Genomic DNA, 14,075 nt, shown 5'->3' with positions numbered 1-14,075 from the left:
TATATTTTGAGTTATGATAGATATATTGAGAAAATCGTTGATATATTTGAAGTTACGATAGATATATTGAGAAAATCGTTAATATAATTTCACGTACCTATTAATTTGATGAAAAATGAGCCTCCAGTACATGGTGTATAATAATAAGTATCATTTTTTAATAGGAGAAAACGAATGAACGAACAATATTACGATGCAGTTTTACATATAAAAACAGTCGGTGAGCAAAAAGGGTTTAACAAGTCTATGCATTATCATCGCTATGAACCGACACCGTATAGCGGGTTAGATGAGTTATTGAATCAATATGAAATACGAAGTAGCGACCGAATTGTAGACTTTGGGTGCGGAAAAGGGCGATTAAACTTTTATATGCATCATAAATGTGGTGCTTCAGCAGTTGGAATTGAAATGAATGAAGAGTTTTATAAAGAAGCGATGGATAATCGAGATCGTTATGCACGAAAGGCACGAAACAGTAAGGGGAAAATTCAATTCCAATGTTGTTTAGCGCAGGAATATGAGATTGATCCACATGATAATAGGTTTTATTTCTTTAATCCGTTTTCTGTGCAAGTGTTTATGAATGTAGTAAATAACATTTTGCTTTCAGTAGAAGAAACGGGGAGAGAAGTAGATATTATTTTATATTATCCTTCTGAGGACTATATTTTCTTCTTAGAAAATCAGACTGCGTTTGAGCTGAAGAAAGAAGTTAGATTGTCAGGTGCTTATGAGAAGAATGGGAATGAGAGGTTTTTAGTTTATACATTAGGGTAATAAAAAAACAGGTGCCAAGGCACCTGTTTTTTTATTAGTTACGGATTAAGTAATCAAATGCACCTAAAGCTGCGTTTGCACCTGAACCCATAGAGATGATGATTTGTTTGTACGGATTATTTGTACAGTCACCTGCAGCAAACACTCCTGGTACGTTTGTAGCGCCGTGCTTGTCTGTTACGATTTCACCGCGAACGCGTTCAACTGTTTCGCCTAACCAGTCTGTGTTTGGCACAAGACCGATTTGTACGAATACACCTTGTAATTCAACGTGATGAACTTCTTCAGTTTCACGATCGATGTAAGAAATACCGTTTACTTTATCAGTACCAGTGATTTCTTTCGTTTGAACGTTTTTCAGAACAGTTACGTTTGGTAAGCTGTTAAGACGCTCTTGTAATACAGCATCAGCTTTTAATTCTGGCATGAATTCAAGAACAGTTACGTGCTTAACGATACCTGCTAAGTCGATAGCTGCTTCAATACCAGAGTTACCTCCGCCGATAACTGCTACGTCTTTTCCAGTGAATAATGGACCGTCACAGTGTGGGCAATATGCTACACCTTTATTTTTGAACTCAGCTTCACCTGGTACGCCAACATTACGCCAGCGAGCACCTGTAGAAACGATTACGCTCTTACTTTTCAGAATAGCGCCGTTTTCAAGTTCCACTTCAATAAGTTCTTTTTTCTCTAAACGTTTCGCACGTTGTAGATTCATTACATCGATGTCGTATTCTTTTACGTGCTCTTCAAGGCTTGCTACTAGCTTAGGACCTTCAGTCTTTTTCACGCTGATGAAGTTCTCAATGCCCATAGTATCCATTACTTGACCACCGAAGCGCTCAGCAACGATACCAGTGCGGATGCCTTTACGTGCTGCGTAAATTGCTGCACTTGCACCAGCAGGGCCGCCACCAACAACAAGAACATCGTATGGATCTTTATCAGAAAGCTCTGATGCATCTGGACCGTTACCCATTTTAGCTAAAATTTCTTCAAGTGTCATACGACCGCTTCCGAAAGATTCGCCGTTTAGGTAAACAGTTGGTACTGCCATGATGTCTTTGCTTTCTACTTCCTCTTTGAATGCAGCGCCATCAATCATAGTATGTGTAATACCAGGGTTAAGAACGCTCATTACGTTAAGAGCTTGTACAACATCAGGACAGTTATGACAACTTAGGCTGATATAAGATTCAAAATGATATTCGCCTTGAATGTTTTTAATTTGATCGATTAATTTTTGTTCAACTTTTGGAGCGCGTCCACTTACTTGTAGTAAAGCTAACACTAATGATGTAAATTCGTGTCCTAATGGAATACCAGCGAATACGACACCAGTGTCTTCACCAGGGCGGTTTACGCTAAAGCTTGGTGTTCTCTCTAATTCAACTTTTTCTACTGTAATCTTAGATGACATAGTAGCTAATTCGTCTACTAGAGCTAACATATCTTTAGATACGTTATCGTCTCCTGCGCTTACCTTAAGTAAAATATCGTTCTCCATTAATTGAAGGTATTGGGATAGTTGTGTTTTTATATCTGCATCTAGTATCATTTTGATCGAACTCCTTAGATTTTGCCTACAAGGTCAAGGCTTGGTTTAAGTGTTGCAGAACCCTCTTGCCATTTAGCTGGGCAAACTTCACCTGGGTTGTTACGTACGTATTGAGCAGCTTTAATTTTGTTAACAAGAATGCTTGCGTCACGGCCGATACCGTCAGCATTGATTTCCATAGATTGGATAACGCCGTCTGGATCGATGATGAATGTACCACGAGCAGCAAGACCTTCTTCTTCCATTAAAACGTTGAAGTTTGTAGTGATTGTGCGAGTTGGGTCACCAATCATGATGTACTCGATTTTGCCGATAGTTTCTGAGCTATCATGCCATGCTTTGTGAGTGAAGTGAGTGTCTGTAGATACAGAGTATACTTCAACGCCTAAGTCTTTTAGAGTTGCGTATTGGTTTTGTAAGTCTTCAAGTTCAGTTGGGCAAACGAATGTGAAGTCAGCTGGGTAGAAACAAACTACACTCCATTTTCCTTTTAAACTTTCGTCAGTAACTTGGATAAATTCTCCATTATGGTAAGCATTAGCTTTAAACGGTTTTACTTCTGTGCCGATTAATAACATATTAAAATTCCTCCTAAATGTTGGTTTTGAGCATCAAAAAATAGTGTGCTCATAAAATATATTTTTTAATTAACTATAATAATTCTAATTCGATATTAATTATCATATAGAAGTGGTTATTTTGTCAAGAGAATAAACCAACTTTATATCGATTTAATTAATATTTATTCTCAATTAAGGCTAACAGAGAATGGAAAGGTAACTTTAAGTTTATAAATTTTCAATGATTGTTTGAAAGAGTAGTGTGTATGTTAGAGATATGGTGTAAGTGTAAATTCTTAGGAAGGAAATATTTCTTAGAAGTTATGTATTTGAAAAGGAACTGCTTATTTCTATTTTACAAAGAATTGTGCGATAAATAAAATAAAATGAATCGAAATCTTTTTGAACAATTTTTGTCATCTCGAATATATAATTAGGAAGTATATTACGATGATAGTTAGAAATATTGACTCAAAGTGCTAACGAGATATAATAAAACCTAGATATACCTTTCAAAAAGAAGAATACATATTTATAGGATGAAAAAATTCAACCTATTATTTTTTATAGCTTTTAGAAAACGCTTACAATTGGTGTGGAGGGGAAACCATGTCTAAGTTCACAAAGTATTTTTTAATGGAAGCTAAAGATGTGATTGCATATGTGAAAGAGAAATTATCTAAGTTTGAACATGCAAAGGGGCTAAAGTGTAAAGAAATAGGTGATGGCAATTTAAATTATGTGTTCCGCATTTGGGATGAAAAAGAGAACATGTCTGTCATCGTAAAGCAAGCTGGGGATACAGCTCGCATTTCAGATGAGTTTAAGTTGTCGACGAATCGTATTCGCATAGAATCAGATGTTTTGCAGTTAGAGGATGAGTTAGCACCTGGACTTGTTCCTAAGGTGTATTTATTTGATAGTGTGATGAACTGTTGCGTAATGGAAGATTTATCGAATCACACAATATTACGTACAGCACTTATAAATCATCAAATATTTCCGCGGCTTGCTGACGACTTAACTACTTTTATGGTAAATACACTTTTATTAACATCGGATGTTGTAATGAATCATAAAGAGAAGAAGGAACTTGTGAAGAATTATATAAATCCTGAATTATGTGAGATTACAGAGGACCTCGTATATTCAGAACCATTTACAAATCATAATAAGCGTAATGAGTTATTTCCTTTAAATGAGGGATGGATTAGGGAGCATATTTATAGTGATAAAGAGCTTCGTATGGAAGTAGCGAAACGTAAATTTTCTTTTATGACGAATGCACAGGCGCTTATTCATGGTGATTTACATACTGGTTCTGTTTTTGTAAGAGATGATTCTACAAAGGTTATTGATCCTGAGTTTGCTTTTTATGGACCTATGGGATATGACGTCGGGAATGTAATGGCGAATTTAATGTTTGCTTGGGTGAATGCAGATGCAACGATGCTACCTGGAGCTGAGAAAGATACGTATATGGATTGGTTACAAACTACGATGGTAGAGATAATTGATTTATTTAAGAAGAAGTTTTTAGATGCTTGGGATATTCATGTGACCGAGATTATGGCGAAGGAAGAAGGCTTTAACGAAGCCTATTTACAATCTGTATTAGAGGATACAGCTGCAGTGACAGGTCTTGAATTAATCCGCCGTATTGTTGGATTAGCGAAAGTAAAAGATATTACTTGTATTGAGAATGAGGAAGCACGTGCTAGAGCGGAGCGAATTTGTCTTAAAGTAGCGAAGAGTTTTATTTTACGAGCGAATCAATATAGAACGGGTACAAGTTTTGTAGAAACGTTAAAAGAACAGTCAATGCACTACGCGGAGTAAGGGGAGAATATGATGGAAGAGCAATTAATACCAATTCAGTGGAAAGATGATTCTTTAGTTTTATTAGATCAAACGTTATTACCGAATGAAATTGTTTATGAATCTTTTAAAACAGCTGAAAGTGTGTGGGATGCCATTCAAGTAATGAAAGTACGAGGTGCACCAGCGATTGGTGTTTCAGCAGCTTATGGAGTGTATTTAGGGATAAAGGAATTTGCTGAAAGTACGGAAGAAGGATTTATGGATGAAGTAAGAAAGGTATGTACATACTTGGCGACATCAAGACCGACTGCCGTAAATTTATTTTGGGCACTTGAAAGAATGGAAAGTGTAGCGACAGATAATATTCATTTATCAATCTCACAGCTGAAAAATAGATTACTAGAAGAGGCAAAAGAGATTCATAGAGAAGATGAAGAAATTAACCGTCAAATTGGAGAACATGCATTAACATTATTCCATGATGGAATGGGAGTATTAACACATTGTAATGCTGGTGCGTTAGCGACGACTAAGTATGGTACTGCGACGGCTCCAATGTACTTAGCGAAAGAAAAAGGATGGGACTTAAAAATCTTTTCGGATGAAACACGTCCAAGATTACAAGGGTCAACGTTAACGGCATTAGAACTACAGCGAGCGGGAATTGATGTTACTGTCATTACGGATAATATGGCGGCTATGGTCATGTCACAAGGGAAGATTGACGCTGTAATTGTTGGATGCGACCGTGTGGCAGCGAACGGTGATATAGCAAATAAAATTGGAACATTAGGCGTATCTATTTTAGCGAAATACTACAACATTCCGTTTTATGTAGCGGCACCAACGCCGACAATTGATTTAAAGACATCGACAGGAAAAGAAATTCCGATTGAAGAAAGAGATGCTTCTGAAGTGATTAATCGTTTCGGACAATATTCAGCTCCGACAGAAAGTAAAGTATATAATCCAGCATTTGATGTTACTCCACATGAAAATGTAACAGCGATTATTACAGAAAAAGGGATTGTAAAGGCACCGTTTACGGAGAATTTAAAAAAGCTATTTCAATAAGTAGATAAATGTAAAAGTCAGTCATCATAAGCTTCATACTTAGGGGGATGTATATGTTATTACAAAAAGAAAGAGAAGAAATTGTAGCGTATGGAAAGAAAATGATTTCTAGTGGTTTAACAAAGGGAACGGGCGGTAATATTAGTATCTTTAATCGTGAACAAGGTCTTGTTGCGATTAGCCCAAGTGGTTTAGAGTATTATGAAACAAAGCCTGAAGATGTAGTTATATTAAACCTAGATGGTGAAGTAGTAGAAGGAGAGAGAAAACCATCAAGTGAATTAGATATGCACCTTATTTACTATAGGAAGCGTGAAGATATAAATGCGCTTGTGCATACACATTCTCCTTACGCGAAGACGATTGCGTCATTAGGATGGGAGCTTCCGGCTGTGTCATATTTAATTGCTTTTGCAGGCCCGAATGTCCGCTGTGCGCCGTATGAAACATTTGGTACGAAGCAATTAGCGGATGCTGCTTTTGAAGGCATGATTGATCGCCGAGCTGTGCTACTTGCAAATCACGGTTTAATTGCTGGTGCAAATAATATAAAAATGGCGTTTACTGTTGCAGAAGAGATTGAGTTTTGTGCTCAAATTTATTATCAAACGAAAAGCATTGGGGAACCAAAGCTATTGCCAGAAGATGAGATGGAGAATTTGGCGAAGAAGTTTGAAGGGTATGGGCAGCAGTAGAATGAAACAAAGACACCCTCAAGAAAAGATCTTGAGGGTGTCTTTTACGCTTTCTTAAGCAACAAATACATAAAGTAAGGAGCCCCAATTAAAGCAACGACAATACCTGCTGGAATGCCATTAGGATCAACGATATTTCGCCCGATTGTGTCTGCTAGTAGTAATAACCATCCGCCAATTAAAACGGCGATAGGCATGAATATTTGATGCCTTGGACCTACTAAAGATTTTGCGATGTGAGGAGCCATTAGTCCAATAAAGCTAATTCCTCCTGTTACGGAAACAGCAGCGGCAGCAAGTGCCACGGCTGCGATTAATAAGTATCTTCGTTCTTTTTCAATTTCAATTCCAACACCGATTGCGACCGGTTCGTTTAATGCTAGAATGTTTAATCGATTTGCTTTATAGAAGACAAATGGGATTAATACAATTAGCCATGGAAGCATTGCTAAAACAAATGTCCAATCATCTCCCCAAATGTTTCCGGCAATCCATTTTGAGATAAAGTCCACTTTCATACGATCAGCGGATGAAATAAGGACAATCATCGTTCCAGATAGTGCAAATGCAAAACCGATACCAGTTAATGTTAATCGCACCGGCTGAAGTCCAGTTGATTTACTATATGAAAATACGTAAATTAGAACAGCTGTCAGAAATGCCCCAATAAATCCAACGACAGGTAGTAAGTAAAGAAATGAACCTACGTCTATTGGAAAGTATAAAAAGAAAATAGCAACAGCAACACCAGCCCCAGAGTTAATACCAAGAATACCAGGTTCAGCTAAATCATTTCGGGTAATTCCTTGCAGAATAGCCCCTGATAAAGCGAGAGCCATACCAGCTAATAATGTAATGACAATTCTAGGTAGTCTTAAAGAGTATAAAACGAACTCCTCTTTAAAAGTCCCTTGCCCCATTAATGTTGGGAGTAGTCGATCATAAGATAAAGATGCTGAACCAAGTCCCATTCCAACTACAATGGTTGTGATGATTACTATAAGTAAAGCGAGTATAATGAGACGCTGTTTTCTTAAAATAGATTGCATCATGAGAATGTTTTTCCTCCTTTACGTACAATGAATAGGAAGAATGGTAACCCTACAATCGCAACAATTGCCGCAACTGGTGTTTCGTATGGAGCGTTAATAGTACGTCCGATTGTATCTGCAAGTAGCATAAAGGAAGCTCCAGCAATTGCTGACATCGGTATAACAAATCGGTAATCTGGACCGACAATTGGGCGTACCATGTGAGGTACCATCAAGCCGATAAATGCCATATTTCCAACAAGCGCTACAGATGCACCTGCAAGTAAGATAATAATGATAAATAAAATAGTTTTAATAACAATAATTTTTTGACCTAGTCCAATAGCCACTTCTTCACTGAAACTAAGAACTGTCAATTTTTTTGCTAGTAAGATAGCGATAAAGATACTAATTGAAATGACTGGAATAATAATTTTTAATTGGCTCCAAGTTGTTCCAATTACGCCCCCAGCAGTCCAAAGTGATACATCTTGTGAAATTTTAAAGTAAATGCCGATTCCTTCTGAAATTGCGAGTAGAAATGCTGAAACTGCAGCGCCTGCTAATACAATTCGAAGAGGAGAAAGGCCGCCTTTTTTCACCATACCAATCCCAAATACCATAATTGCGCCAATTGCCGCACCGATAAAGCAAGCTAATGTTAAGTAAAGATAGCTGATGGAAGGGTTGAAAGCAAGTGTCAGTGCAAGCGCAGCATTTGCTCCACCAGATAGCCCTAATAATCCAGGATCCGCAAGTGGATTTCGTGTTAACCCTTGCATAATTGCCCCAGAAACGGCTAATCCAGCTCCTACAAAAATAGCAGCAACTTCACGTGGTAAACGTATTTCTCGAATAATAGATATTTTGTCTCCTTTAGCGGAGGAAGTGAGTGCTAACCATACATCTTTTATCGAAGTATCTGCAGCACCTAATACCATTGCAACGATAAAAATAAGAAAGAATGCAATTAAGCTTAAAATTAGTTTGTATGTAAAAGCTATAGAACGTGGATTGTCATGATCTTTTGTCATTCGTTTCACATCTTTTCTGTTCATAGAATAAAGGAAGAGGAATTCTTAAATTAAGAATTCCTCTTGTTTGTATTATTTACCAAGAAAGCTCTTCTTGAAGAAGTCTAGTTGGAAATCTAATGTAAGTGGATCATTGAAATAGAATTCCATCATGTTTGCTTCATATACACGATTATTTTTTACTGCTGGGATGTTTTTATATGATTCTGTCTCTTGGAATGAGTTATCAGTATCTTTGTTTTTACTTACGATTAAGTAATCACCAGCAAATTCAGGTAATACCTCAGTAGATAATGCGTAGTAACCTTCTTTTAATGCTTTTTCTTTTACTTTTTCAGGCATTTTTAATTTCATTTCTTGGTACAGGATTTCTGTTCCACGGCCCCAGTTCTCGCCGTATACATAAAGCTGTTTGTTGAAGTTTTCTACAACAGAAACTGTTGCATCTTCACCGATTTTTGCTTTAATTTCTTTACCAGCTTCTTGTGCACGTTTCTTGAAGTCATCAACCCAAGTTTTTGCTTCTTTTTCTTTATTTAATAACTTACCGATTTCTAAATGCTGTGTTAAGTAATCAACTTTTCCGTAAGTGTATGTTACAGTAGGCGCGATTTTCTTTAACTTATCGACATTTTTAACATTTGATAAACCGATGATTAAATCTGGATTTAGTTCAGCGATTTTTTCAACATTTTCATCAGATACTTCAGCAACATCTTTAAGTTTGCTATCAAAACGTGGGTTTTGTTTAGACCATGAATCTACCCCAACAAGATTTACACCTAATGACATTACGTTACCAGCGAATGATGATAATACAACAACGCGTTTTGGATTTGCAGGAACTTCTACTTTACCATTTTCAGATTGGTATGTAATTGTTTCTGATTTACTACCTTTTGCATCGTTCTTTTTGTCTGTAGAGCCATTGCTACAAGCGCTCATAACAAGAACGAAAAGGACTGTTAGTGAAATAAATAACTTTTTCATCGTCTTTCTCCTTTAACATAGATGATATGTGTATACAATAATTTGTTTAACTGCAATCTTTTTGAAAGAGTAGTGGTAAAGCAAAATAATTTATTAAAAATCTTGAATATGAGATTTTATAATATAGTATTAACCATATTAATAAAAGAAGATGTAATCTCAAATTTGCTAATTATTAACAAAATGATAATGATTATCACTATTGATTCTTTAAATAATATAATTTTATATAGGTGTATTGTCAATAGTAATTTTGATTGTAAATTTTGCGGAAACAGGTTATATTTTATTGAGAATGATAATCAATGATTAATAGCTGAGGAGTGAGCACGAATGAATCGAGAAGAATTGTTTGATGTAACCGTGATAGGCGGAGGACCTGCAGGGCTTTATTCAGCTTTTTATAGTGGACTCAGAGAAATGAAAACGAAAATAATAGAATTTCAACCACATTTAGGTGGAAAAATACATGTGTATCCGGAAAAGATGATTTGGGATGTAGGAGGACTATTGCCAGTTACAGGTGATAAGTTAATTGAACAACTTGTACAGCAAGGGTTAACATTTAAGCCAGAAGTTGTATTAGATACAAAAGTAGAATCGATTATTCGTAATCAAGATGGTACTTTTACATTAAAAACAAGTACTGGCGAAGAACACTTTTCAAAAACAGTTATCGTCGCAACAGGAAGTGGTATATTGAAACCGCAAAAGTTATCTATTGAAGGTGCTGAGCGATTTGAAGTATCGAATTTAAATTATACAGTTAAATCTTTAAAGCGTTTCAAAGGTAAAACAGTTATTATTTCCGGTGGAGGCAATTCTGCTGTTGATTGGGCAAATGAATTGGAACCAATTGCGAAAAAAGTGTATGTAACTTATAGAAAAGAAGAATTATCTGGTCATGAAGCACAAGTAAAACAACTTATGAACAGCTCAGCGGAGTGTTTCTTTAATACATCGATTACAAAATTAATTGCTGGTGATAATCATGAAGCGATCGAATATGTAGAATTAACAAATCATGAAACAGGTGAGGTTTCTCACTTACCTATTGATGAAGTTATTATTAATCATGGATATGAACGCGACATTACATTATTAGAAAATAGTGAGTTAGACGTTGCAATTATAGATAATTATTATATTGCAGGTAATGCAAATAGTGAGTCTTCAGTAGATGGATTATATGCTGCTGGAGATATTTTAAAGCACGAAGGGAAACTACACTTAATTGCAGGTGCATTCCAAGATGCTGGAAATGCTGTGAATAAAGCAAAGCAATTTATCCAACCAGATGCAAGTGAGTACGGAATGGTTTCTTCTCATAATGAAGTATTTAAGAAGAGAAATCGCGAACTGATTAAGCAGATGATAAAATAATAAGGAACAAGTATACCCCCACATACTTCTCTATTCAAATGGATGAGAGATGTACGTGGGGGTTTTCCTGTTTACTATATTTTCAATCATTATAATGACACCGGTTTCATCAGTTCATATGATATGAACATTTTTATTGGTAAAGCATCTTAGAAAACAATTTAGCTATGTTTTGCTTACGCAGAACATGGCTAAATTAAGCTGTCCCTTTAGCGCGTTCATTAGGAAATGGCATATTTAGTATAGAAGCAATATATTGTTTTCCATGTTTTCGAGCCAATGATTCTAATATTTGACGGACGCGTTTTGTAAGATGACCTTGTTTTTGGATGGCTTCACAATATGCGTCATAGAAGGCATATTTAGCCCAAAGGAAATCATCTTGTTGGAATAAGAAATGATTTTTGTACCATTCACCAATTATATGATAACAATTGTTTTCATGTATTGCTGTGCTTTGAGAAAGAAAACGATCAGATAAAGATACATTCAAATGAGAAATTGTGTTTTCTGTTTCAACTTGTAGTGTTTTTTCTAACATTGTAATGATGTGACGAGTAGCCATATGTTAACTCTCCTTTGTGTAAATGGGTAATACCATTCTATATTTAAAAAATTCTTACTATATAATACTATACAATATATGGAATGCATCTACCTGCTTTTTGAACTGCATTTACAAAATCTTTTTTATTTGTTTACAAAAATAAAGTAAAGTAAGATACAGTATAGATGAAAAAATAATAAAGGAATGAACGCATTGTATATAACAATAGAAGAGACTGCGGAGTATTTGAATTTACCAAAATCGTATATTGAAGAGTTAATTCAGCAAAAGAAAATTCGTGCGCTATTCGATGGAGAGCAATATTTAGTAAATAAAGAACAATTCAATACGCATTTAGAACAAATGGAGAAATATAAGCAATTAGTGGAAGAAATATTGAACGAACCAATTCCAGAAGATATGGATGTTAAAGACGAAGATTAAACTATGGGAAATCCCTTATGAAGATATGCAGAAATGTATCTTCATAAGGGATTTTTTGTTTGAAGATATCAAAAACATAAGGAGTTCTTAGCCTTTCTTCAAATTTTGATAGGTAGTAGTCTACCATGTTAAAAGCATATTTTTTTCTAGCTAGGACAAACATAGAGAACGTAACCTGTACAGATACATATACTATCAGTGCAAAAGCTTATAAATTAATGGAAGGGGTTTTCTCGTGAGTTTATTTCATTGTGATTTTCTGAAAGACTTAATTGGATCTTTTGTGAGAGTAAACAGGGGTGGTCCAGAATCTCAAAAAGGAACAATAATATCAGTATGTCAGGACTACTTCGTATTGAAGAATGAAAAAGGTGAGCTTTATTACTATCAACTTAAACATCTAAAAAGTATTACAAAAAATGCGAAAGAATGTGGATCAAGTGATTGTGAGTGGGAAGATTGCGCCTGTGCAGAAGATTTTGAAGCACTACTTGAAAGTTTCAAATATTGCTGGGTGAAAATTAATCGCGGCGGTCCAGAGAAAGTGGAAGGCATTTTGCAAGATGTTTCTTGTGACTTCGTAACATTAATCGTAAAAGAAGAAATTATATTAATTGCAATAAAGCATATTAAAAGTGTTAACTATAATGCTTTAGCATGCGGAGAGAGTGATGAGAGCGACGATAGTAAGGAAAGTAGCGATAATTCAGGTCGTGCTCGTGCACAAAGACAATCAAGTAGAGGAAGATAATAAGAAAGGGGGATACGAAATTGGAGAATGTATTATGCTGTGACCAAATTAAATGTTTAGTTGGTGAGACTGTAAAAGTAAACCTTCGTGGACCAGAAAGTCGAGTTGGTGAGCTCGTATCGTTAGGAAAAGATTATCTAACGTTACAGTTACCTCATGGTGAATTAGTATATTATCAGTTGAAACATGTGAAGAGTCTAGTGAAGAAAGTGAAAGAAAGTAAATGTGGCGATTGCTATAGTTCATGTTTCTGCTCCGATGAGGATACTTTTTTAGATATATTAAAAGACTTGAAGTATAAGTGGGTAAAAATTAATCGTGGCGGTCCAGAGTGTGTGGAAGGTTTATTAAGTGAGGTACACCATGGCTGTATTACACTAGTAAACGGCGATGAAGTTATTTATGTAATTAAGTCTCATATTAAGAGTGTGAGTCAAGTAGTTAAATGTAAAAAGAATGAAGATGAATAATGTTTAATAAATAAGAGGGGCATTATGAGGGAAAGAGAAGAACAATTTCTTATTTCGATAGTATGAAAAGGAATTACTTACTATTAAAACAGAACTTTGCCCTGATTATTTTTTTAGAAATGGAAGACAGATAAGAAGAAATTCATAGGAAGGAGGATATAGATGAATGAGTTAAACAAAAGTATTGGAGAAAATATATATGTTAAATTAATCGGTGAAAAAAGATTTAAAGGTGTATTAATTGATGTAGGAAATGATATCGTTGTTCTTTACAATGGACAAGACTACGTATATATATCTTTATATCATGTACAATATTATAAGTTTTTAAGATCAAATGATGAAGAAATCTCAAAACCAGATGTGGATTCTGTAATTAAGAGAGAGTCTCCTTCAATTTCTTTGAGGAAAGTATTAAGTACATCTAAAGGGATTTTTACGGAAATTTATGTAGCCGGAAATGCTCCAATACATGGTTATGTTACAAGTGTGATGAACGATTATATTGTTTTTTATAGTCCAGTTTATAAAACTGTATATATATCTTTAAAACACTTGAAATGGTTAATTCCGTATAAAGAAAATCAAGTGCCTTATGCCCTCAATAAAAATGAACTCCCCGTGAATCCGTTAAATATTACGTTAGCTCGAACGTTTGAAGAACAGCTTATTAAAATGGCTGGGAAAATTATGGTGTTCGATTTAGGTGAGGAGTCCAATAAAATTGGAAAAATGGCGAAAATTGATGAAGGTCATATTGAAATATCAAAAGCACGTGATGCGAAAATGTATGTAAATATTCAACATGTAAAATCTGTCCATTGTCCGTAAGCTAGTTGAAAGGGCTGGCTTTTTCTTTTATATGCAGAAGAAAAGGTCGAGCCTATTTGTTTAGCTCGATTTGAATATGAGGGGAAAATGAATTGAATATAAA

Annotated in this window: 15 protein-coding genes; 9 read left to right on the top strand and 6 right to left on the bottom strand. The window is 35.3% G+C overall.

Annotation, left to right across the window (positions count from 1 at the left end):
• Positions 1-174 precede the first annotated feature (174 nt).
• Positions 175-780: an SAM-dependent methyltransferase gene (locus ACTFRU_RS24735; protein WP_001005627.1), complete on the top strand. Its 606-nt coding sequence runs from the start codon at positions 175-177 to the stop codon at positions 778-780.
• A 34-nt stretch (positions 781-814) separates the two neighbouring features.
• On the opposite strand, the gene ahpF is transcribed toward ACTFRU_RS24735, so the two are convergent.
• Positions 815-2,341, bottom strand: coding sequence for an alkyl hydroperoxide reductase subunit F (gene ahpF / locus ACTFRU_RS24730; protein ID WP_000599501.1), 1,527 nt, complete (start codon positions 2,339-2,341; stop codon positions 815-817).
• A 14-nt stretch (positions 2,342-2,355) separates the two neighbouring features.
• Positions 2,356-2,919 (bottom strand): alkyl hydroperoxide reductase subunit C, encoded by a 564-nt coding sequence (gene ahpC / locus ACTFRU_RS24725; protein WP_000924420.1) that lies wholly within the window; start codon positions 2,917-2,919, stop codon positions 2,356-2,358.
• Positions 2,920-3,510: 591 nt separating this feature from the next.
• On the opposite strand from ahpC, the gene mtnK reads away from it, so the two are divergent.
• Genes mtnK through ACTFRU_RS24710 form a run of 3 tightly spaced genes read left to right on the top strand, consistent with a single transcriptional unit; the run spans position 3,511 to position 6,491 of the window.
• Positions 3,511-4,740, top strand: coding sequence for an S-methyl-5-thioribose kinase (gene mtnK / locus ACTFRU_RS24720; protein WP_440037943.1), 1,230 nt, complete (start codon positions 3,511-3,513; stop codon positions 4,738-4,740).
• Positions 4,741-4,749: 9 nt separating this feature from the next.
• A complete protein-coding gene (mtnA, locus tag ACTFRU_RS24715) occupies positions 4,750-5,796 on the top strand; it encodes an S-methyl-5-thioribose-1-phosphate isomerase (protein ID WP_012593139.1) in 1,047 nt (348 codons plus the stop codon).
• Positions 5,797-5,849: 53 nt separating this feature from the next.
• On the top strand, positions 5,850-6,491 hold the full coding sequence (locus ACTFRU_RS24710) for an L-fuculose-phosphate aldolase (protein WP_000926554.1): 642 nt from the start codon (positions 5,850-5,852) through the stop codon (positions 6,489-6,491).
• Positions 6,492-6,535: 44 nt separating this feature from the next.
• Here the strand turns inward: ACTFRU_RS24710 and ACTFRU_RS24705 are convergent, their stop codons facing one another.
• The 3 genes from ACTFRU_RS24705 to ACTFRU_RS24695 are packed head-to-tail and all read right to left on the bottom strand — an operon-like array spanning position 6,536 to position 9,546.
• Positions 6,536-7,543, bottom strand: a complete 1,008-nt coding sequence (locus ACTFRU_RS24705) for a FecCD family ABC transporter permease (protein WP_157418385.1) — start codon at positions 7,541-7,543, stop codon at positions 6,536-6,538.
• The gene (locus tag ACTFRU_RS24700; RefSeq protein WP_141557703.1) at positions 7,540-8,580 is read right to left on the bottom strand and encodes a FecCD family ABC transporter permease; all 1,041 of its coding nucleotides are present in this window, start codon (positions 8,578-8,580) and stop codon (positions 7,540-7,542) included. The genes ACTFRU_RS24705 and ACTFRU_RS24700 overlap by 4 nt, the downstream gene beginning before the upstream one ends.
• A 48-nt stretch (positions 8,581-8,628) precedes the next feature.
• On the bottom strand, positions 8,629-9,546 hold the full coding sequence (locus ACTFRU_RS24695; RefSeq protein WP_000732579.1) for an iron-hydroxamate ABC transporter substrate-binding protein: 918 nt from the start codon (positions 9,544-9,546) through the stop codon (positions 8,629-8,631).
• A 333-nt stretch (positions 9,547-9,879) separates the two neighbouring features.
• On the opposite strand from ACTFRU_RS24695, the gene ACTFRU_RS24690 reads away from it, so the two are divergent.
• A complete protein-coding gene (locus ACTFRU_RS24690) occupies positions 9,880-10,929 on the top strand; it encodes an NAD(P)/FAD-dependent oxidoreductase (protein WP_001078267.1) in 1,050 nt (349 codons plus the stop codon).
• A gap of 196 nt (positions 10,930-11,125) precedes the next feature.
• Here the strand turns inward: ACTFRU_RS24690 and ACTFRU_RS24685 are convergent, their stop codons facing one another.
• Positions 11,126-11,494, bottom strand: a complete 369-nt coding sequence (locus ACTFRU_RS24685) for a hypothetical protein (protein WP_440037942.1) — start codon at positions 11,492-11,494, stop codon at positions 11,126-11,128.
• Positions 11,495-11,680: 186 nt separating this feature from the next.
• Between ACTFRU_RS24685 and ACTFRU_RS24680 the strand changes: the two genes are divergently transcribed.
• From ACTFRU_RS24680 to ACTFRU_RS24665, 4 genes are all read left to right on the top strand, one after another.
• Positions 11,681-11,920 carry a helix-turn-helix domain-containing protein gene (locus ACTFRU_RS24680; protein WP_002025240.1) on the top strand — a complete coding sequence of 80 codons (240 nt, stop codon included), beginning with the start codon at positions 11,681-11,683 and terminating at the stop codon, positions 11,918-11,920.
• Between the two features lie 235 nt (positions 11,921-12,155).
• Positions 12,156-12,671, top strand: a complete 516-nt coding sequence (locus ACTFRU_RS24675; RefSeq protein WP_000051525.1) for a spore coat protein B — start codon at positions 12,156-12,158, stop codon at positions 12,669-12,671.
• A 20-nt stretch (positions 12,672-12,691) separates the two neighbouring features.
• Positions 12,692-13,141, top strand: a complete 450-nt coding sequence (locus tag ACTFRU_RS24670; RefSeq protein WP_000432509.1) for a spore coat protein B — start codon at positions 12,692-12,694, stop codon at positions 13,139-13,141.
• 162 nt (positions 13,142-13,303) lie between these two features.
• Positions 13,304-13,972: a hypothetical protein gene (locus tag ACTFRU_RS24665; RefSeq protein WP_001004284.1), complete on the top strand. Its 669-nt coding sequence runs from the start codon at positions 13,304-13,306 to the stop codon at positions 13,970-13,972.
• Positions 13,973-14,075: the final 103 nt, after the last annotated feature.

This window comes from Bacillus cereus group sp. MYBK220-1 (assembly GCF_051916445.1).
Classification (GTDB): domain Bacteria; phylum Bacillota; class Bacilli; order Bacillales; family Bacillaceae_G; genus Bacillus_A; species Bacillus_A cereus.
This window is presented reverse-complemented; position numbering and strand designations above follow the sequence as displayed.